Raw genomic sequence first — 19357 nt, 5'->3', positions numbered from 1 at the left:
TCGCCACCGCGCAGATCGGGCCCGATCGCGCGGAGACGCTCCCGTCATGCCCATTCTCGGCTCGCACAATCTGCGCAATAACCTGTTCGTCGCCCCGATGGCCGGCGTGACGGACCGGCCGTTCCGCCAGCTGTGCAAGCGGCTGGGCGCGGGTTATGCCGTCTCCGAGATGGTGGCGTCGAACGCGCAGTTGTGGAAAAGCGAGAAAACCATGCGCCGCGCGAACCACGCGGGCGAAGTCGAACCGATTGCCGTGCAGATCGCCGGCGCCGATCCGGCCATGATGGCCGAAGCCGCGCGCTACAACGTCGCGAACGGCGCGCAGATCATCGACATCAATATGGGTTGCCCGGCCAAGAAGGTGTGCAACGTCGCCGCCGGCTCCGCGCTGCTGCAGAACGAACCGCTGGTTCAGCAGATCGTCGAGGCCGTCGTGGGCGCGGTGGGCACCGGCCCCGATGCCGTGCCCGTCACGCTGAAAATCCGCACGGGCTGGAATCGCGACAACCGGAACGCGATCGCCATCGCGCGGCTCGCCGAAAACGCCGGCATCTCGATGCTGACTGTGCATGGCCGCACGCGCGCCGATCTGTATCACGGTGACGCCGAATACGAGACCATCGCCGCCGTGAAGGCCTCGGTGCGCATTCCGGTGGTCGCGAATGGCGACATCACCACGCCGCAAAAGGCCCGCGACGTGCTCGCCGCCACCGGCGCCGATGCCATCATGATCGGCCGTGCGGCGCAGGGTCGCCCGTGGCTCTTCCGTGAGATCGAACATTTCCTGAAGACGGGCGAACTGCTGCCGCCCCCACGCATTGACGAAATCCAGCTGGTGATGAACGAACACCTCGAAGATCACTACGCGTTCTATGGCGAATTCACCGGGGTACGCACTGCGCGCAAGCATATCGGCTGGTACACTCGCGGCCTTTCTGGCGCCAACGTGTTCCGGCACCGTATGAATACGCTGGACACCACGCGCGAACAACTGCTCGCCGTCAATGATTTTTTCGACGCGCAAAAGGCGGTTTCCGACCGCCTCATCTACGTTGAAGACACTGTCGGCGAGCCGGACAATAACGACCGACTGGCAGCATGAGCAGACATAACATCGAACAATGCGTCCGCGACAGCCTGGACATGTACTTTCAGGATCTCGACGGCTCGAACCCGCATGATATTTACGACATGGTCGTATCGTGCGTAGAAAAACCGATGCTCGAGGTGGTGCTCGAGCAGGCAGGCGGCAACCAGTCGCTGGCCGCCGAGTATCTCGGCATCAACCGCAATACGCTGCGCAAGAAGCTGCAACAGCACGGTTTGCTGTAGCAGGTTTGCCGTCACTTCACGCGCCCCGTCACGTCTCTCCCCGGCTTTCTCATCATGATCAAGCAAGCGCTCATCTCCGTTTCCGACAAGACCGGCATCGTCGATTTCGCCAAATCGCTGTCGGACCTCGGCGTCAGGATCCTGTCGACCGGCGGCACCGCGAAACTGCTCGCGGACGCGGGTCTCGCAGTGACCGAAGTCGCCGATTACACCGGCTTTCCGGAAATGCTCGACGGCCGCGTGAAAACGCTGCACCCGAAGGTTCACGGCGGCATCCTCGCGCGCCGCGACCTGCCGGAACACATGGCGGCGCTTGAGAAACACGACATCCCGACGATCGACCTGCTCGTCGTGAACCTGTATCCGTTTGTGCAGACGGTGTCGAAGAGCGAGTGCTCGCTGGAAGACGCGATCGAGAACATCGACATCGGCGGTCCGACGATGCTGCGCTCGGCCGCGAAGAACCATCGTGACGTGACGGTGGTGGTCGATCCGGCGGATTACGCGGTGGTGCTCGACGAAATGCGCGCCAACGCAAATTCGGTCGGCTACAAGACGAACTTCCGGCTGGCCACCAAGGTGTTCGCGCACACCGCGCAGTACGACGGCGCGATCACGAACTACCTGACGAGCCTGACCGAAGAGCTGCAACATGCGTCGCGCAACACGTATCCGGCCACGTTCAACCTCGCGTTCGACAAGGTTCAGGATCTGCGTTACGGCGAAAACCCGCACCAGAGTGCCGCGTTCTACCGCGACCTCGTGGTGCCGGCCGGCGCGCTTGCAAACTACAACCAGCTGCAGGGCAAGGAGCTGTCCTACAACAATATCGCGGACAGCGACGCGGCATGGGAATGCGTGAAGACGTTCGACGTGCCGGCGTGCGTGATCATCAAGCACGCGAACCCGTGCGGCGTGGCGATCGGCGCGGACGCGAACGAAGCGTACGCGAAGGCGTTCCAGACCGATCCGACCTCCGCCTTCGGCGGCATCATCGCGTTTAACCGCGAAGTCGACGAAGCGACGGCGCAGGCGGTGGCGAAGCAATTCGTCGAAGTACTGATTGCGCCGGCGTTCAGCACGGCTGCGCGTCAGGTGTTCGCGGCGAAGCAGAACGTGCGTCTGCTGGAAATCGCGCTCGGCGACGGTCACAACGCGTTCGACCTGAAGCGGGTGGGCGGCGGTCTGCTCGTACAGTCGCTCGATTCGCGCAACGTGCAGCCGCACGAACTGCGCGTCGTCACGAAGCGTCATCCGACGCCGAAGGAAATGGACGATCTGCTCTTCGCATGGCGCGTCGCGAAGTACGTGAAGTCGAACGCGATCGTGTTCTGCGGCAACGGCATGACGCTGGGCGTCGGCGCCGGCCAGATGAGCCGCGTCGATTCGGCGCGCATCGCGAGCATCAAAGCGCAGAACGCCGGGCTGACGCTGGCTGGTTCGGCGGTGGCGTCCGACGCATTCTTCCCGTTCCGTGACGGCCTCGACGTAGTCGTCGCGGCGGGCGCAACATGCGTGATCCAGCCAGGCGGCTCGATGCGCGACGACGAAGTAGTCGCCGCCGCCGACGAGCACAACATCGCGATGGTGCTGACGGGCGTGCGTCACTTCCGTCATTGACGCGACTTCCGGGCCGGAGGGTCCGGCGTGGATGGCCTGATACAGTCTCATACAAGCGGCCCGCCAGGATTTCCTGGCGGGCCGTCTTGTTTTGCACGCGTGCAGATGTGCCGCTGTGAACTTCTCGCCAGGCGTCATGCCGGCTGCTTTTTCGCATAGCCTTCGCGCACGTCGGGATGCGCGCTGATGTAGGTGCTCAGCCCGCGCCCTTTCAAGGCGAGGTCTTTCATCGCTGCAAGATGCCGGGCGCCAACGCTTGCACGTGTGTACCAATAGATATCGCCCGACGGCCGGAACTGGACGGCGATAAAGTCGTCGCCGATCTCGTACGCCGATACACCTGAGTCGCCGCTGCGGTTCAAATACGTTTCCACGTCGCTTAACCCCTCCCTGCGCGCCCTGCACATTTGTCAGCACGCCGCCTCTTCACTGCCCGCTGCACAGCCGGTTCGTTGTAGTATCGCAGGCACTTAATCCGCATCGCACCTCATGAGAATTCTCGGCATCGACCCCGGTCTGCGCGTCACCGGTTTTGGCGTGATCGACCAGACCGGCCAAAAGCTGACCTACGTCGCGAGCGGCGTCATCAAGACGGCCGATGCCGATCTGCCATCGCGTCTCGGCACGATCTTCGACGGCATCTCGACGCTGATCCGTCAGCACGCACCCGATCAATCCGCGATCGAAAAGGTGTTCGTCAACGTCAACCCGCAATCGACGCTCCTGCTCGGCCAGGCGCGCGGCGCCGCCATCTGCGGGCTCGTGGCGGGCGGCGTGCCGGTCTCCGAATACACCGCGCTGCAACTGAAGCAGGCCGTAGTCGGCTACGGGCGCGCCACCAAGGAACAGATGCAGCAGATGGTGGCACGGCTCCTGAATCTCTCCGGCGTGCCGGGCACCGACGCCGCCGATGCGCTCGGCATGGCGATCTGCCACGCGCACGGCGGCAGCACGCTGAGCACGCTGGGCGGCCTCGCACCTTCGCTCGCGAAGAAGGGGCTGCGCGTGCGGCGCGGACGGCTCGTTGGTTAATCCAACAGGCCGTCACGCTGCATGTTCGCCCCTGACGCAGGCAGTCGTATCAATGCCTTCACCGGACCTTCCCCGTAGCCGTCCTGCCTGCTGACGCGCTGCGCTACACTCGCGCTTTACTTCACCATCGAACTCACCATGATCGGTCGCATTGCCGGCGTCCTGCTGGAAAAGAATCCGCCGCATCTGCTCGTCGACTGCAACGGCGTCGGCTACGAAGTCGACGTACCGATGAGCACGTTCTACAACCTGCCGGCAACCGGCGAGCGCGTGGTGCTGCTCACGCAGATGATCGTGCGTGAAGACGCGCAGCTGTTGTACGGCTTCGGCACTGCCCAGGAACGCACGACGTTCCGCGAGCTGCTGAAGATCAGCGGCATTGGCGCCCGGATGGCGCTTGCGGTGCTCTCCGGCATGAGCGTTCACGAACTCGGCCAGGCCGTCACGCTGCAGGACGCTGCGCGCCTCACTCGCGTTCCTGGCATCGGCAAGAAGACAGCGGAGCGCCTGCTGCTCGAACTGAAGGGCAAGCTGGGCGCCGATCTGGGCGCGATGGCGGGCGCGGCTTCGGCGTCCGGTCATGCCAGCGATATCCTGAATGCATTACTTGCATTGGGTTACTCCGAAAAAGAAGGGTTGGCGGCCATCAAGAACGTGCCGGCCGGCACCGGCGTTTCCGATGGCATCAAGCTCGCGCTGAAGGCGCTGTCGAAGGGCTGAGCGCGGGTTGCGGGCGCGCGTGCAGCGTGACGACGGTTAGAGATTCGCACGTCGCCGCGCGCCTGGCACCCTGGCCGTTCGGCCAGCTTTCGCGGCGGGCGTCGCGCGGTACAATGTCCGCATGATCGAAACCGATAAACTCGCCGCCGAACGCATCATCGCCGCCACGCCTACGTCGTCGAACGAAGAAGCGTTCGAACGCGCGTTGCGCCCGCGCCAGCTAGACGAGTACGTCGGGCAGGAAAAGGTGCGCGGCCAGCTCGAAATCTTTATCGAAGCGGCAAGGCGCCGCTCCGAATCGCTCGATCACGTGCTGCTGTTCGGGCCGCCGGGGCTCGGCAAGACCACGCTCGCGCACATCATCGCGCGTGAAATGGGGGTCAATCTGCGGCAAACGTCGGGCCCCGTGCTCGAACGCGCGGGCGACCTCGCAGCGCTCCTGACCAATCTCGAAGCGAACGACGTACTGTTCATCGACGAAATCCACCGGCTCTCGCCGGTCGTCGAGGAAATCCTGTATCCGGCACTCGAGGACTATCAGATCGACATCATGATCGGCGAAGGTCCGGCCGCACGTAGCGTGAAGCTCGATCTTCAGCCGTTCACACTGGTGGGCGCCACGACGCGCGCCGGCATGCTGACGAACCCGCTGCGCGACCGTTTCGGTATCGTCGCGCGGCTGGAGTTCTACAACTCGGAAGAGCTTGCTCGCATCGTGAGCCGCTCGGCATCGCTGCTCGGCGCGCAGATACATCCTGATGGCGCGTTCGAAATCGCCAAACGCGCACGCGGCACGCCACGGATCGCGAACCGCCTGCTGCGTCGCGTGCGCGATTTCGCGGAAGTGAAGGCGGACGGCAACATCACCGCGAAGGTTGCCGACGCGGCACTCGCCATGCTCGATGTCGATCCAGTCGGCTTCGATCTGATGGACCGCAAGCTGCTCGAAGCGATTCTGCACAAATTCGACGGCGGCCCCGTGGGCGTCGACAACCTGGCCGCCGCAATCGGCGAAGAGCGCGATACGATCGAAGACGTGCTCGAGCCGTACCTGATCCAGCAGGGCTACCTGCAACGCACGCCTCGCGGCCGTGTCGCGACGTTGCTGACGTACCGGCATTTCGGTCTTGCCGCGCCGGAATCGTCGAGCCCGGTGCGCGACATCTGGGATTCGGGCACGTCCTGACCCTCAGGGCGCGCAGACAGTGTCCCGGGCAGGAGTTATCGGACGAATCGGACGATGTCAGATCAAGCCAGGCAGCCGGATAACCGCGCCAGTTTCGCCACGCTGGTGGCAAAACGTGTGCGCTCACGGCTTGCGGCAGGCGTTACCCATCTGACAAGCGGCGGCGGCCCGTCGCTCGACTACTCGTCGCCGCCCGGAGATCCTGGGCTCTTCGGCCCCGACGCGGTCTGCTGGAAAGTCCACGCGGACTTCACGTCGATGATGACGGGTGGCATCAGCGCCTTGTTGTTGCAGGCGCTGCATCCGCTAGCGCTTGCCGGCGTATGGGATCACTCGTCGTTTCGCACTGACATTCTCGGCCGCCTGCGCCGCACCGCGACGTTCATCGCGGGCACGACTTACGGCAATCAACGTGATGCGCTGGCGTTGATCGAGCGCGTGAAGCAGATCCATCTCGGTGTGAGCGGCACCGCGCCGGACGGCCGTCCGTATTGCGCAAGCGATCCCGCGCTGTTGACCTGGGTGCACGTCGCGGAAGTATCGAGCTTCCTCACCGCTCACCTGTATTACGTGAACCCGGCGTTGTCGGGCGAGGCGCAAGACCAGTATCTCGCCGAAACCGCACGCATCGCCGACATGCTCGGCGCTACTGGCATTCCCCGCTCGCGGGCCGAAATCGATGCGTATCTGATCGCGATGCAGCCCGAGCTCGAAGCGAGTTCCCGCACGCTTGAAGTCGTCAAAATCCTCATGAACGCCCGGCCACCGGGCGCGATGATGCGGCCAGCGGGAACGCTGATGCTCAACGCCGGTGTCGACCTCCTGCCGCCGTGGGCAAAATCGATGCTCGGGTTCGACACGTTCGCTGGCGTGCGCCGTGCGCTGGTGCGACCGGGCGTGAGACTCGTCGCGCCGGTGATGCGCTGGGCGCTGGTGAATGGTGTATCGAAGCGCGCTCGCCGGCGCGTCGCGACGCCACATGGATGAGCCTGCTTGCAAGCGGCGCGGTCAACTCCCGCACCCAAACGCGCGTTACAGCACCCGTCTGAAACCATCGTCGTCGCTATGGCCGCCGAGATGTTCTACGTCGGCCCACGATACGACCGTCGCCGCGCCGCCATCGAAGTCCACAACGTTCAGGCTCGTATTGAGCAGCGCATAGCTGCGCGGCGCATCGAGCGGCAGGCTGTTCGCGAACCGGTAGACGCAGTCAAGCACGCCGCCGTGCGCGACGCACGCGATGCGGCCATGGGGGTGCGCCGCGACAAGCGGTTCGATCGCGTGCACGACACGATGATAGAACATGCGCATCGATTCGCCGCGCGGCGGCGCGAAGCCGGGATCGCGGGTCTGCCAATGCGCGTATTCGTCCGGAAAACGCACGGCGATCTCATCGCTGTCGTGTCCCTGGAATGCGCCATACGAGCGCTCGCGCAAACTGTCGCGCAGTTCGATCTGCATGCCGAGCGCATCGGCGACCGGCTGCGCGGTTTGCTGCGCACGCATCAGGTCGCTCGAATAGATCGCGTCCAGTCGCGCACCCTGCGCTGCCTCGCGCGCAAGCCGCTGCGCCAGCTTCTGCGCCTGCTCGATACCACCCGCTGCCAGCGGAATGTCGATGTGCCCCTGGATGCGCTTGATGCGATTCCAGTCGGTCTCGCCGTGCCGGATGAAGAGAACCTGCGTGGTCATGGGATGCGCGCCTCGGTCGGATGCAGAAGGATCATTGTCGCAAAAAGCGACAACGCACGACGTCGCGCTGCGTTTTCAGGGACGCGTCTGAAGCCAGAATGTGACCGGCCCGTCGTTGACGAGCGACACCTGCATGTCGGCGCCAAACTCGCCCGTCTCGACGACCGGATGTCTGCCACGCGCTGCGGCGACAAAATAGTCGAAGAGACGCCGGCCTTCGTCGGGCGGCGCAGCGGGCGTGAAACTCGGGCGCAGGCCGCTGTTGGTATCGGCCGCGAGCGTGAACTGCGAGACGAGCAGCAGGCCGCCCGCGCCACCTGCTCCATCGATGTTCTGCACGGACAGATTCATCTTGCCGGCGGCATCGCTGAACACGCGGTAGCCGAGCAGCTTCGCGAGCAGCTTGTCCGCGACGGCATCGGTATCGCCGCGCTCCGCACAGACGAGCGCGAGCAGACCCGCGCCGATCTCACCCGTGACACGGTCGCCCACGCGCACGTCGGCGCGGCGCACGCGTTGAATCAGCGCAATCACGCCGGACCTGCCGGGTGTGCCGGCAAGGCCACCTGCGTGAACCCGGCCATGACGCGCAAATGCAAGAAGCTCATCAGGCCGTCAACGTCACGCGCGCAAAGCGGCGCTTGCCGACCTGCACGACGAATTCGCCTGCCTCGACCTTGAGGCCCTTGTCGGACACCGTCGTGCCGTCGATCTTCACGCCGCCCTGCTCGATGTTGCGCAGTGCCTCGCTCGTCGATGGCACAAGGCCTGCCTGCTTCAGCAACTGCCCGATCGCAAGCGGCGCGCCGGCGAGTGTGACCACGGGAATATCGTCGGGTACGCCGCCCTTCGCGCGATGATTGAAGTCTTCGAGCGCGCGTTCGGCATCGGCCGACGAATGAAAGCGGGCGACGATTTCCTGCGCGAGCATCACCTTGAAGTCGCGCGGGTTACGGCCGCCTTCGATCTCGCGTTTGAAGCCCGCGATTTCGTCCATCGGACGGAACGACAGCAATTCGAAGTAACGCCACATGAGCACATCGGAGATGCTCATGAGCTTGCCGAACATATCCGTCGGCTTTTCGCTGATGCCGACGTAGTTATGCTTCGACTTCGACATCTTCTCGACGCCGTCGAGGCCTTCGAGCAGCGGCATGGTCAGGATGCACTGCTGTTCCTGGCCGTATTGCTTCTGCAGCTCACGGCCGACGAGCAGGTTGAACTTCTGGTCCGTGCCGCCCAGTTCGAGGTCGGCGTTCAGCGCGACTGAGTCGTAACCCTGCATCAGCGGATACAGGAATTCGTGGATCGAGATGGGCACGCCGCCCTGGAAGCGCTTCGTGAAATCCTCGCGCTCCAGAATGCGCGCGACCGTGTAGCGCGACGCGAGCTTGATCATGCCGTCGGCGCCGAGCGGCATCGACCATTCGCTGTTGTAGCGGATCTCGGTCTTCTCGCGGTCGAGCACGAGCGCGGCCTGATCGAAATATGTCCGGGCGTTCGACTCGATCTGTTCGCGCGTGAGCGGCGGACGGGTGGCGTTGCGCCCCGACGGATCGCCGATCAGCGACGTGAAATCGCCGATCAGGAAAATCACCGTGTGCCCGAGATCCTGCAACTGGCGCATCTTGTTCAGCACGACCGTGTGGCCAATGTGGATGTCAGGCGCGGTCGGATCGAGGCCCAGCTTGATGCGCAGCGGCGTGCCCGTGGCCGCGCTCTTCGCGAGCTTTTGCGCGAACTCGTCTTCGATCAGCAGTTCGTCGACGCCGCGTTTGGTGACGGCGAGCGCGTGACGGACCTCGTCGGTGATCGGGAAGGCGGGAGTGGGCTTTGAAGTGGACTCGGAGCTCATGCTGGAACGTGACGTCGAAAAAGGAGATTGTCCCATAGTTGGCGCGGGCGGCCGGCGCCGGGACGGACACCGGATTTTACGTGATTCGCCCGCCACGGCCGATCTTTCGCGACACACGCGCCTTTCCTCGCGGCCCGTTGCGCTGTTAATCTGTCAAAACAGTTCGCAATAAACGGCAAGGAGCACAAGGTGGCGCGAGGCACGGCGGATGGCGTGTATATCGGATTGATGTCCGGCACGAGCATGGATGGCGTTGATGGCGTCGCGGTCGAATTCACCGAGGGCAAGCCGCCCGTGGTCAAGGCCGAAGCGTTCGTCGGCTTTTCGGAAGGCTTGCGCGACGCGCTCTTCGCCCTGCAACAACCCGGCGAAAACGAAATCGAGCGCGAAGCGCTGGCCGCCAACGCGCTCGCCACGCGCTACATGGTGTGCTGCCACGAGCTGATGCGCTGCGGCAACCTGTCGGCCAGCCAGATCCGCGCGGTCGGTGTGCATGGTCAAACGGTGCGGCATCGCCCGGAAAAAGGCTACACGCGCCAGATCAACAACCCGTCGCTGCTCGCGGAAATGACGCATGTGGACGTGGTTGCCGATTTCCGTTCGCGCGACGTCGCCGCCGGCGGCCAGGGCGCACCGCTCGTGCCGGCATTCCACGCCACGGTATTCGGCAAGAAAGGCGAGACGCGCGTCGTCTGTAATCTCGGCGGCATCAGCAACATCACGATTCTTGGCGCGGCAGGCGGCGTACGCGGCTTCGATTGCGGGCCAGCGAACGCGTTGCTCGACGAATGGGCGCACCGTCATCTCGGCAAGCCGTTCGACGAAGGCGGCGCGTTCGCCGCCAGCGGCCAGGTGCATCGGCCCCTCCTCAATGCGCTGCTCAATGAGCCGTTCTTCGAACAGCAACCGCCGAAGAGCACCGGACGCGACCTGTTCAACGCCGAATGGATGGACGCGAAGCTCGCGCCCTTCGCCGACGTGGCGCCGGCCGACGTGCAGGCGACGCTCACTGCGCTCACCGCAATCACGATTGCGCGCGAAATCGAACGCCATGCGTCCGATAGCCGGGCGGTTTATGTATGTGGCGGTGGAGCGCGCAATCCTGAGCTGCTGAAGGCCCTGCAGACGGCGCTGGAGGAAAGCGGTGTGAGCGGCGTACCGGTGATGACCACCGAGGCGCTCGGTGTGCCGCCCAACCAGGTGGAACCGCTGGCGTTCGCGTGGCTCGCGATGCGGTGTATCGCGCGCGAACCGGGCAACCTGCCGGCCGTCACGGGAGCAGCCAGCGAGCGTGTGCTCGGGGCAATCTATCCGCGTTGAGCGGCCTGCGCGCCGCGTTTGGCTGAAAAACTGAAAAACTGAAAGGCAACAAAAAACGGAGCTTTTCAGCCCCGTTTTTTGTCCATCTCCGGCGTAACGCCGATCGGCTATCAGACCGAGAACGACGAGCCGCAACCGCAGGTCGTCGACGCGTTCGGATTCTTGATCACGAACTGCGCGCCGTTGATGTCGTCCTTGTAATCGATCTCGGCGCCCACCAGGTACTGGTAGCTCATCGAGTCGATCAGCAGCTGGACGCCGCTCTTGTTCATCACGGTGTCGTCTTCGTTGACGGCTTCGTCGAACGTAAAGCCATACTGAAAGCCCGAGCAGCCGCCACCCTGCACGAATACGCGCAGCTTCAGCTCCGGGTTGCCTTCTTCGTCGATCAGCTGCTTGACCTTGTCAGCCGCTGCGTCGGTGAAAACGAAGGGGCTGGGCATCTCGGTCACGGGGGTGTCGGTGACTGCGTTCATTCGAACTCTCCAAATAAGCTTCTAGCCGCTATTGTAGGGCCGATCTCGATATCGTGCTGAAGCCCTGTGAAATCAAGGGCTTCGTGTAGGGGTATTCGTCGCGCCGGCTTCGCAACAGGCGGATTGCAGAACGCCCGCTTACGCACCTCAAACCCATGAAAAAAGCCGCCGACGCATACGCGAAAGCGGCTTTTTTGCAGCAGATTCGCCCGAGGGCGAACCTGACCCAAAGCGATTAACGCTTCGAGAATTGCTTCCTGCGGCGTGCCTTGTGGAAGCCGACCTTCTTACGTTCGACTTCACGTGCATCACGCGTCACGAAGCCAGCGCTCGACAGAGCCGGCTTCAGCGTTGCGTCGTAGTCCATCAGCGCGCGGGTGATGCCGTGGCGAACTGCACCGGCCTGACCCGTTTCACCGCCGCCCGACACGTTGACCTTGATGTCGAACGTGGTGGCGTGGCTCGTCAGTTCGAGCGGCTGGCGCACGATCATCAGCGACGTTTCGCGCGAGAAGTAATCGGCGATGGGCTTGCCGTTCACAATGATGTCGCCCTTGCCTGCCTTGATGAAGACACGTGCAACGGCGCTCTTGCGGCGGCCCGTACCGTAATTCCAGTTACCGATCATGTGGGCTCCCCTTAGATCTCGAGCGCTTTCGGCTGTTGTGCCGAATGCGGATGCGTTGCGTCAGCGTAGACCTTCAGCTTCTTGATCATCGCGTAGCCGAGCGGGCCCTTCGGCAGCATGCCTTTGACCGCTTTCTCGAGCGCGCGGCCCGGGAAGCGTTCCTGCATCTTGCCGAACGTCGTTTCATAGATACCGCCCGGGTAACCCGAGTGACGGTAGTACTTCTTGTCAGTAGCCTTGTTGCCCGTGACGCGAAGCTTGCCGGCGTTGATAACGATGATGAAATCACCGGTGTCGACGTGCGGAGTGAATTCAGGCTTGTGCTTGCCGCGAAGACGGTGTGCCACTTCGCTGGCGACACGCCCGAGAACCTTATCCGTCGCGTCAATCACGTACCATTCACGCGTAACCTCATGGGCTTTTGCGGAAAACGTCTTCATGATCGATCCAAAAAAATTGCTGCGCCCAATGTATTTTTTCCTGCTTGTAGTGTGCGCATCGAGGCGCGTGCAGGCTCTCCCTGGTTCTTCCTCCGCGGGCGCGGATGCGGAAAAGCCCTGAATTATAAAGGAAATTGGTACGCCGCGTCAAAGATTGCGGCAAAAATCAGAAGCGCGCGCCCCAAACAGGGAATGAACACGCAAGAGACAGGCGAAAAAAAGCCCGAACATTTGGCTCGGGCTTAATCCACCAAAGGAGGAGGTGGAGGAGACAGCGGAGATTGCCGGACTGCGACAACCAATGGAACAGATTATATAAGTCGACCTTGTGCGACGCAAGAATATTTGCATTGTGAAATCTGTTTTCATGATGTAAAACGACAACATCACTCGCCTTAATAGGTATAAACCCTTGATAATCGGCGCTCGTCGGCACAGCAGAACATCCACGTCGTGCGGCGTCTAGAGTAAAACCCCTAACTTGATCGGGGCATCCCGAAGCGGTGTGCCATGGCGCACCGCAACATGCAAGGCGTTTGCGCCGCCGTCCGGCGGCACCGACAGGCGCCAACATCCCTTGAACCGACGGGCTACAATGCCCATCTTGAATTCAAGCGGAACGCGCTGGAGCACGGGTATGGAATGCAAAGTAAGCTGGATGGGGCAGGACGGGATGGCTTTTGCGGCCGAAACGGGTAGCGGCCATCTGGCCATGATGGACGGCGCACCGGAGGGCGGTGGACGTAATCTGGCGCCGCGTCCGATGGAAATGGTGCTGCTCGGCACGGGCGGCTGCACGGCGTACGACGTCGTGATGATCCTGAAGAAGAGCCGTCAGGAAATCGCCGGTTGCTCGGTCACGCTGAAGGCGGAGCGCGCCAGCGAAGACCCGAAGGTGTTCACGAAGATCCACTTCCACTTCACCGTGACGGGCAAGAACCTGAATCCAGCGACCGTGGAACGTGCCATCAACCTGTCGCACGACAAGTATTGCTCGGCGTCGATCATGCTCGCCCGATCGGCCGAGTTGACGCATTCGTTCGATATCGTCGCGAGCTGATCCGGATTCAACGCAGTCAGCCGCACGTACCACGCGTGCCGCAAAAGCAAAATGCCGGCGTCGATCACTCGACGCCGGCATTTTTTGTTCAGGTCGCAAAGCAGGCCGATAAGCCGGATTCTGTGCACGCACGGCGCCCGAAGACGCAATGCGCGTGGCAGCCATTCCTCTAGACGCGCCATTGCTGACGCGCTCAAGCTTCCTACCCGCAGACGAGACGGGGGCCCCATCCTGCATCTCGAAGATGCGCGCCTGCCTACTTGGAATTGCTCCGGGTGGAGGTTACCGTGCCGGTCTGTGTCGCCACAGCCGCGGTGCGCTCTTACCGCACCGTTTCACCCTTACCTGATCCCGGCTTGCGCCGGGCCATCGGCGGTCTGTTCTCTGTTGCCCTGTTCCGCGTGTCACCACGGATGGCCGTTAGCCATCACCCTGCCCTGTGGAGTCCGGACTTTCCTCGCCCTCTCTGGTCGAAACCGCGGAGGCCGCGACTGCCTGGCCTGCTTTGCTGGCGCCGATTCTAACATCGTGCGGCAGGACGCCCGTTTATCGGGCGCGACGGCCGGATCGAAACACAGCGGTGTCGTCGTAGAACGTGGGGGTTTCGTTTGCCGGCCACCAGCCTGGAATGCCCAGCACCGGAAGCGGCGCGAATACGCGTCCGTTCAGTTCGCCCGCCGCCGAAAGCGCCTCGCTCACGGCGCCGTCCAGCCACGCGTCGCGCGCGGCGACGGTCCATGCGAACCAGTCGGCCGGTACGTCGACGATCCATGCATGGGCCGTGCACGCCTTATAGGGTGCAACCAGCTTCTCGAGCAGCGCGTGACCAAAGCATCGCACCTCGCACCTTGAGCCCCACGCCGCGCGATCCGCGACGAACAGCGTGCGCCAGTCAAACGCGCGTAACGCTGTGCCGAGCGATGGATCGGTGCACGCAAACAGCACTGCGTTTTCGTCGAAGAGCGTCAGCGCGTCGCGCGTGCCGCCGCGCGTCGGGCCGACGCCGAGCACGTCGATCGCGGCCGATTGCTTCGCGTTCAGCGTCGCCTTGATCCGCGGAAACTGGAACCAGATGAGCGCGTTGAAGAAGTCGTGAAGATTGTGCCGGGTCGGCACCCCGCCGGTGGACGCGATATGCGCTTCATATGCAGCGCCGGCCGGCAGATCGTCCTGCGCGATGAAGGCAAGCGGCTGGCCGCGGCCGGTCGTCTGTTGTGTGCTGCTGGCATCCGCATTCATCGCGGCGAGCAGCGCGCGTTCGCCGACTAGCGCGGCCTGCTGCCAACGCTCGCCACGCGCGACGAATTGCGCGAACCACGGCATGCGCCAGTCGATCCGCGGGAACGTTGAGTCCGCATTCAGAAGATGGTCAGGCAATGTCACGTCGGATACGGCGTTCACCGCTGGCACAACCTCGTTCGCCGCGTGGGTCGTGAGTGCCGTAGTACACGCCGGACCCAGCGCGGCCGAACGCCAGACGGCGTCCGCGCGCGTCACATCCGACTCACCTCGCCCCGAGCTCACCCGCCCTGCTCCCGCACCGCCAGCGCGACGCTCAGGCGAGACGCCAGCCGATCGATTCGCCGCCACGCAGCGGCACGACCGGTGTATCGCCCGCGACGACTTCAGCCGGCAGCGTCCACTGCTCGCGCTTTAGCGTCACCGTTTCGGCGCTTCGCGGCAGACCGTAAAAGTCCGCGCCAAAGAAGCTCGCGAAATCTTCGAGGCGATCGAGCGCGCCGGCGTTATCGAACGCCTCGGTATACAGCTCCAGCGCGTGAAGCGCCGTGTAGCAGCCCGCACAACCGCACGCATGTTCCTTCAGCCCCTTCGGATGCGGCGCGCTATCCGTGCCGAGGAAGAAGCGCGGATTGCCCGAAGTCGCGGCCTCGACGAGCGCGACGCGATGCGTCTCGCGCTTTAACACCGGCAGGCAGTAGTAATGCGGACGGATACCGCCCTGAAAGATCGCGTTGCGGTTGTACAGCAGATGGTGCGCCGTGATTGTCGCGCCGAGCAGGTCGGGTGCGGCGCCGGCATCGCGGATGTAGTCGACGGCGTCTTTCGTCGTGATGTGCTCGAACACCACCTTCAGCGCCGGAAACGCGCGACGCAGCGGCGTCATCACGCGATCGATGAACACCTTCTCGCGATCGAACAGATCGATCGACGCATCCGTCACCTCGCCGTGCACCAGCAGCGGCATGCCCGTTTCCTGCATGACTTCGAGCGTTTTCGCGCACTTCATGATGTCGGTGACGCCCGCGTCCGAGTTCGTCGTTGCGCCCGCCGGATAGAGCTTTACGCCATGCACGAAACCACTTTCGCGCGCGCGGCGGATTTCGTCGGGCGGCGTGTTGTCGGTGAGATACAGCGTCATCAGCGGTTCGAACGTCACGCCTGCGGGAATCGCGGCCACGATGCGCTCGCGATACGCTGCAGCCTGCGCGGTGGTCGTGACCGGCGGCTTCAGGTTCGGCATGATGATCGCGCGGCCGAACTGGCGCGCGGTGTGCGGCAGCACGGCTGCGAGCATCGCGCCGTCGCGCACGTGAAGGTGCCAGTCGTCCGGGCGGGCGATCGTCAGGGAAGCGGGGGTAACGTTGGAGGCTGTCATGGCGAAAGAGGTGACGAGCGTCGCGAAACAGTGCAATCGACGTCGGCAAACCGCAACATTGCGGCCTGAACACCCGTCAATTTCACTATTTGCCGCTTCTGGCTCGGTGATATGCTTGGAAAGTCATCATTGTAACGGCTCACCCCGTTCACCCGCGGCTTTCGCAACATGTGCCAATTACTCGGAATGAACTGCGCCGCGCCGACGGACGTCACGTTTTCGTTCACCGGCTTTGCAGCGCGCGGCGGCGTCACCGATCACCATGCGGACGGCTGGGGCATCGCCTTCTTCGAAGACAAGGCGTGCCGGCTCTTCATCGATCACCAGTCGTCGGCCACGTCGCCGATTGCCGAGATGGTCAAGCGCTATCCGATCAAGTCGAAGAACACGATCGCGCACATCCGCAAGGCAACGCAAGGTCATATCCAGCTCGAAAACTGCCACCCGTTCATGCGTGAACTGTGGGGACGGCACTGGATCTTCGCGCACAACGGCGATCTGCAGGACTACAACCCGTTCCTGACCGGCGTCTATCAGCCGGTTGGCACCACCGACAGCGAACTCGCGTTCTGCGCGCTGCTGCAAGGTCTGCGCAAGGAATTTCCCGGCTCGCAGCCAGGGCTCGACGAACTGTTCGCGGCACTCGAAAAACTGACGCGCGAGATCACGCAGGCCGGCGTGTTCAACTTCCTGATGTCGAACGGACAGGCGCTCTTCGCACACTGCTCGACGCGTCTCTACTACCTCGTGCGACGCTGGCCGTTTTCGACGGCGCATCTGGTCGACGCCGACGTATCGATCGACTTCGCCAAGTACACGACGCCGGAAGATCGCGTCGCGGTGATCGCAACGCAACCGCTCACCGACAACGAAGTGTGGACCGCGTTCGAACCCGGCGATCTGCTGATGTTCCAGCATGGCGAAGTGGTCGCGCGCACGAACGTGCCGGTGCCGCCCGTCGTGCTCGAAAAGCTGCGCAATCCCGCGAGCGACCCATCGGCTTCGGTGCCGATGCCGGTCGCCCACGAGCAGACAGCCGAAACGCTCGATCTCGAATCCGACGACGCCGCCGCGTTCGAATCCTGAGTCGCGCGCGACTCCATCGCGCTTAGCAACGCCCGCGATCAATAAAAAAGCCGCTTCTTTCGAAGCGGCTTTTTTTGCACCTGGAACAACCGGCGCCGGACACTCAGTGCAGGATCTTCGCCAGAAAATCTTTCGCGCGATCCGACTTCGGATTCGCGAAGAACTCTTCCTTGCGATCGTCTTCGACGATCAGGCCGCGATCCATGAAGATCACGCGGTGCGCGACCTTCTTCGCAAAGCCCATTTCGTGCGTCACGCACATCATCGTCATGCCTTCCTGCGCGAGCTCGACCATCACGTCGAGCACTTCGTTGATCATTTCCGGATCGAGCGCGGAAGTGGGTTCGTCGAACAGCATCGCGATCGGATCCATCGAAAGCGCACGGGCAATCGCCACCCGTTGCTGCTGACCGCCAGACAGTTGCCCCGGATATTTGTCGGCATGCGCACGCAGGCCCACGCGATCCAGCAGCTTCAGGCCCTTCGCGTTCGCTTCATCTTTCGAACGGCCGAGCACCTTGATCTGCGCCAGCGTCAGATTCTCGGTGATCGACAGATGCGGGAACAGTTCGAAGTGCTGGAACACCATGCCGACTTTTGCGCGCAGCTTCGACAGGTTCGTCTTCTTGTCGCCAAGTGACTGGCCGTTGATGACGATCTCACCTTTCTGGAACGGCTCGAGGCCGTTCACGGTTTTGATGAGCGTCGACTTGCCCGAACCCGACGGGCCGCACACGACCACCACTTCGCCCTTTTTCACTTCCGTCGTGCAGTCGGTCAGCACCTGGAACTGGCCGTACCACTTCGAAACATTCTTGATAGAGATCATCTTGCGACCTTTTTCTGAAGACCTTTGACAAGGCTCGACGCGAGCACGCAAATCACGAAATAGCATGCGCCGGCGAACAGTACCATCTCGACGTTGGTGCCGTCGCGATCGCCAATATTCGTTGCCGTGCGGAAGAAATCCGCGAGACTGATCACGTACACGAGCGACGTATCCTGGAACAGCACGATGGCCTGCGTCAGCAGCAGCGGCACCATCGCGCGGAACGCCTGCGGCAGCACGATGAGCCGCATCGCCGTGCCGTACGTCATACCGAGCGCGAACGCCGCGTTGATCTGGCCACGCGCCACCGCCTGAATGCCGGCGCGTATGATCTCTGAATAGTACGCCGCTTCAAAAAGCGAAAACGCGACCATCGCCGATGCAAGACGGATGTCGATATCGGCCGAAAGGCCAAGCACGTTCTGCAGCAACTGCGGCACGATCAGGAAGAACCACAGCAGCACCATCACGAGCGGAATCGAACGGAAAACGGTGACGTAACCTTTCGCGAACCACTCGAACGGCTTGAACGACGAAAGCCGCATCATGGCGAGCACGGTGCCCCACACAATGCCGATGACGATCGCGATCAGCGTGATCTTGAACGTGACGATGGCGCCGGTCCACAACGTAGGCAGTGCGCCCGGAATACCACTCCAGTCGAAATGATGCATCACTTGCCTCCGATGTAGCCAGGTAGCCGCGTTCTGCGCTCGATTACGCGCATCAGCTGCATGACAACCAGGTTGATCAGCACGTACGCGAGCGTGACCGCGATGAACGACTCATACGTCTGTGCCGTGTAATCGACGAGCTGTCGCGCCTGCGCCGACAGATCGAGCAGCCCGATCGTGGACGCCACTGCCGAGTTCTTGAAGATGTTCAGGAACTCCGACGTGATCGGCGGCACGATGATCCGGTATGCGACCGGCAGCAGCACGTAGCGGTATGTCTGCCATTGCGTGAAGCCCATCGCGAGACCCGCTGCGCGCTGGCCGCGCGGCAGCGCGTTGATGCCCGAGCGTACCTGCTCGCACACGCGTGCGGCGGTGAACAACCCGAGACACAAAATGGACGACGAGAAGAACTGCGCACCCGGCGGCAGCTGCTTGTACCACGTGCCGATCGAGACCGGCAGCAGCTCGGGTATCACGAGATACCAGATGAAAAACTGGACGATCAGCGGAATGTTCCGAAAAATCGCGACATACACTGTGCCGATACCGGCGAGCAGTCTGTTCGGCACCGTACGCAGCACACCGAAGAACGATCCGACGATCAGCGCAATGACCCACGCCGACAGCGACACCGTGATCGTCACCCAGAAGCCGGACAGCAGCCAGCCCAGATAGGTGGTCGGCTCGCCCGTCGATACCGGACTTAGCAGAATGCCCCAGTTCCAGTGATAAGACATGAGGAAGACTCCAGCAAAAAGAAACGGAAGAAGCGCGTGGCCCCTTCCGT

22 protein-coding genes and 1 other RNA gene are annotated in these 19357 nt (G+C 62.8%); 10 read left to right on the top strand and 13 right to left on the bottom strand.

Annotated features, from left to right (window positions below; translation table 11 throughout):
• Window positions 1–46 precede the first annotated feature (46 nt).
• Genes dusB through purH form a run of 3 tightly spaced genes read left to right on the top strand, consistent with a single transcriptional unit; the run spans window position 47 to window position 2952 of the window.
• Window positions 47–1102, top strand: coding sequence for a tRNA dihydrouridine synthase DusB (dusB, locus tag LPA36_RS00710; RefSeq protein WP_228874212.1), 1056 nt, complete (start codon window positions 47–49; stop codon window positions 1100–1102).
• The gene (locus tag LPA36_RS00705; RefSeq protein ID WP_228874211.1) at window positions 1099–1332 is read left to right on the top strand and encodes a Fis family transcriptional regulator; all 234 of its coding nucleotides are present in this window, start codon (window positions 1099–1101) and stop codon (window positions 1330–1332) included. The genes dusB and LPA36_RS00705 overlap by 4 nt, the downstream gene beginning before the upstream one ends.
• 54 nt (window positions 1333–1386) lie before the next feature.
• Window positions 1387–2952: a bifunctional phosphoribosylaminoimidazolecarboxamide formyltransferase/IMP cyclohydrolase gene (gene purH / locus LPA36_RS00700; RefSeq protein ID WP_228874210.1), complete on the top strand. Its 1566-nt coding sequence runs from the start codon at window positions 1387–1389 to the stop codon at window positions 2950–2952.
• 134 nt (window positions 2953–3086) lie between these two features.
• Here purH and LPA36_RS00695 read toward each other — a convergent pair whose 3' ends face one another.
• Window positions 3087–3326: a hypothetical protein gene (locus tag LPA36_RS00695; protein WP_228874209.1), complete on the bottom strand. Its 240-nt coding sequence runs from the start codon at window positions 3324–3326 to the stop codon at window positions 3087–3089.
• Between the two features lie 115 nt (window positions 3327–3441).
• On the opposite strand from LPA36_RS00695, the gene ruvC reads away from it, so the two are divergent.
• From ruvC to LPA36_RS00675, 4 genes are all read left to right on the top strand, one after another.
• Complete coding sequence (ruvC, locus tag LPA36_RS00690) at window positions 3442–3984, top strand: crossover junction endodeoxyribonuclease RuvC (RefSeq protein ID WP_228874208.1); 543 nt, start codon at window positions 3442–3444, stop codon at window positions 3982–3984.
• Window positions 3985–4122: 138 nt separating this feature from the next.
• Window positions 4123–4704: a Holliday junction branch migration protein RuvA gene (ruvA, locus tag LPA36_RS00685; protein WP_228874207.1), complete on the top strand. Its 582-nt coding sequence runs from the start codon at window positions 4123–4125 to the stop codon at window positions 4702–4704.
• 121 nt (window positions 4705–4825) lie between these two features.
• Window positions 4826–5890 carry a Holliday junction branch migration DNA helicase RuvB gene (gene ruvB / locus LPA36_RS00680; RefSeq protein WP_228874206.1) on the top strand — a complete coding sequence of 355 codons (1065 nt, stop codon included), beginning with the start codon at window positions 4826–4828 and terminating at the stop codon, window positions 5888–5890.
• A gap of 54 nt (window positions 5891–5944) precedes the next feature.
• Complete coding sequence (locus LPA36_RS00675; protein WP_228874205.1) at window positions 5945–6877, top strand: oxygenase MpaB family protein; 933 nt, start codon at window positions 5945–5947, stop codon at window positions 6875–6877.
• Between the two features lie 45 nt (window positions 6878–6922).
• Here the strand turns inward: LPA36_RS00675 and LPA36_RS00670 are convergent, their stop codons facing one another.
• The 3 genes from LPA36_RS00670 to tyrS form a co-directional block, all read right to left on the bottom strand.
• A complete protein-coding gene (locus LPA36_RS00670; RefSeq protein ID WP_228874204.1) occupies window positions 6923–7582 on the bottom strand; it encodes a histidine phosphatase family protein in 660 nt (219 codons plus the stop codon).
• A 75-nt stretch (window positions 7583–7657) separates the two neighbouring features.
• Window positions 7658–8116, bottom strand: a complete 459-nt coding sequence (gene dtd / locus LPA36_RS00665) for a D-aminoacyl-tRNA deacylase (RefSeq protein WP_228874203.1) — start codon at window positions 8114–8116, stop codon at window positions 7658–7660.
• Between the two features lie 73 nt (window positions 8117–8189).
• The gene (gene tyrS, locus LPA36_RS00660; protein ID WP_228874202.1) at window positions 8190–9437 is read right to left on the bottom strand and encodes a tyrosine--tRNA ligase; all 1248 of its coding nucleotides are present in this window, start codon (window positions 9435–9437) and stop codon (window positions 8190–8192) included.
• A 189-nt stretch (window positions 9438–9626) separates the two neighbouring features.
• Between tyrS and LPA36_RS00655 the strand changes: the two genes are divergently transcribed.
• A complete protein-coding gene (locus LPA36_RS00655) occupies window positions 9627–10757 on the top strand; it encodes an anhydro-N-acetylmuramic acid kinase (protein ID WP_228874201.1) in 1131 nt (376 codons plus the stop codon).
• 110 nt (window positions 10758–10867) lie between these two features.
• Here LPA36_RS00655 and erpA read toward each other — a convergent pair whose 3' ends face one another.
• The 3 genes from erpA to rplM form a co-directional block, all read right to left on the bottom strand.
• A complete protein-coding gene (erpA, locus tag LPA36_RS00650; RefSeq protein ID WP_228874200.1) occupies window positions 10868–11233 on the bottom strand; it encodes an iron-sulfur cluster insertion protein ErpA in 366 nt (121 codons plus the stop codon).
• A 235-nt stretch (window positions 11234–11468) separates the two neighbouring features.
• Window positions 11469–11861: a 30S ribosomal protein S9 gene (gene rpsI, locus LPA36_RS00645; RefSeq protein WP_090532672.1), complete on the bottom strand. Its 393-nt coding sequence runs from the start codon at window positions 11859–11861 to the stop codon at window positions 11469–11471.
• A gap of 11 nt (window positions 11862–11872) precedes the next feature.
• Complete coding sequence (gene rplM, locus LPA36_RS00640) at window positions 11873–12301, bottom strand: 50S ribosomal protein L13 (RefSeq protein WP_095418259.1); 429 nt, start codon at window positions 12299–12301, stop codon at window positions 11873–11875.
• Between the two features lie 637 nt (window positions 12302–12938).
• Here rplM and LPA36_RS00635 point away from each other — a divergent pair.
• A complete protein-coding gene (locus tag LPA36_RS00635) occupies window positions 12939–13361 on the top strand; it encodes an OsmC family protein (RefSeq protein ID WP_228874199.1) in 423 nt (140 codons plus the stop codon).
• A gap of 93 nt (window positions 13362–13454) precedes the next feature.
• On the opposite strand, the gene rnpB is transcribed toward LPA36_RS00635, so the two are convergent.
• The 3 genes from rnpB to pyrC all read right to left on the bottom strand — a co-directional run bounded on the left by rnpB (window position 13455) and on the right by pyrC (window position 15978).
• An RNA gene (gene rnpB, locus LPA36_RS00630) (RNase P RNA component class A) lies at window positions 13455–13868 on the bottom strand.
• Window positions 13869–13907: 39 nt separating this feature from the next.
• Window positions 13908–14684 (bottom strand): DUF3025 domain-containing protein, encoded by a 777-nt coding sequence (locus LPA36_RS00625; RefSeq protein WP_407674208.1) that lies wholly within the window; start codon window positions 14682–14684, stop codon window positions 13908–13910.
• A 232-nt stretch (window positions 14685–14916) separates the two neighbouring features.
• On the bottom strand, window positions 14917–15978 hold the full coding sequence (gene pyrC, locus LPA36_RS00620; RefSeq protein ID WP_228874198.1) for a dihydroorotase: 1062 nt from the start codon (window positions 15976–15978) through the stop codon (window positions 14917–14919).
• Window positions 15979–16146: 168 nt separating this feature from the next.
• On the opposite strand from pyrC, the gene LPA36_RS00615 reads away from it, so the two are divergent.
• Window positions 16147–17064, top strand: coding sequence for a class II glutamine amidotransferase (locus tag LPA36_RS00615; protein WP_228874197.1), 918 nt, complete (start codon window positions 16147–16149; stop codon window positions 17062–17064).
• 103 nt (window positions 17065–17167) lie between these two features.
• Here LPA36_RS00615 and LPA36_RS00610 read toward each other — a convergent pair whose 3' ends face one another.
• The 3 genes from LPA36_RS00610 to LPA36_RS00600 are packed head-to-tail and all read right to left on the bottom strand — an operon-like array spanning window position 17168 to window position 19307.
• On the bottom strand, window positions 17168–17893 hold the full coding sequence (locus tag LPA36_RS00610; RefSeq protein WP_228874196.1) for an amino acid ABC transporter ATP-binding protein: 726 nt from the start codon (window positions 17891–17893) through the stop codon (window positions 17168–17170).
• Complete coding sequence (gltK, locus tag LPA36_RS00605; protein ID WP_228874195.1) at window positions 17890–18567, bottom strand: glutamate/aspartate ABC transporter permease GltK; 678 nt, start codon at window positions 18565–18567, stop codon at window positions 17890–17892. Before gltK ends, LPA36_RS00610 begins: the two co-directional genes overlap by 4 nt.
• Window positions 18567–19307 (bottom strand): amino acid ABC transporter permease, encoded by a 741-nt coding sequence (locus LPA36_RS00600; RefSeq protein WP_228874194.1) that lies wholly within the window; start codon window positions 19305–19307, stop codon window positions 18567–18569. Before LPA36_RS00600 ends, gltK begins: the two co-directional genes overlap by 1 nt.
• Window positions 19308–19357: the final 50 nt, after the last annotated feature.

The organism is Paraburkholderia saeva (genome assembly GCF_907164555.1).
Taxonomy (GTDB): domain Bacteria; phylum Pseudomonadota; class Gammaproteobacteria; order Burkholderiales; family Burkholderiaceae; genus Paraburkholderia; species Paraburkholderia saeva.
The sequence above is the reverse complement of the archived record's forward strand: the minus strand, read 5'-3'. Positions and strand labels throughout refer to the sequence as shown.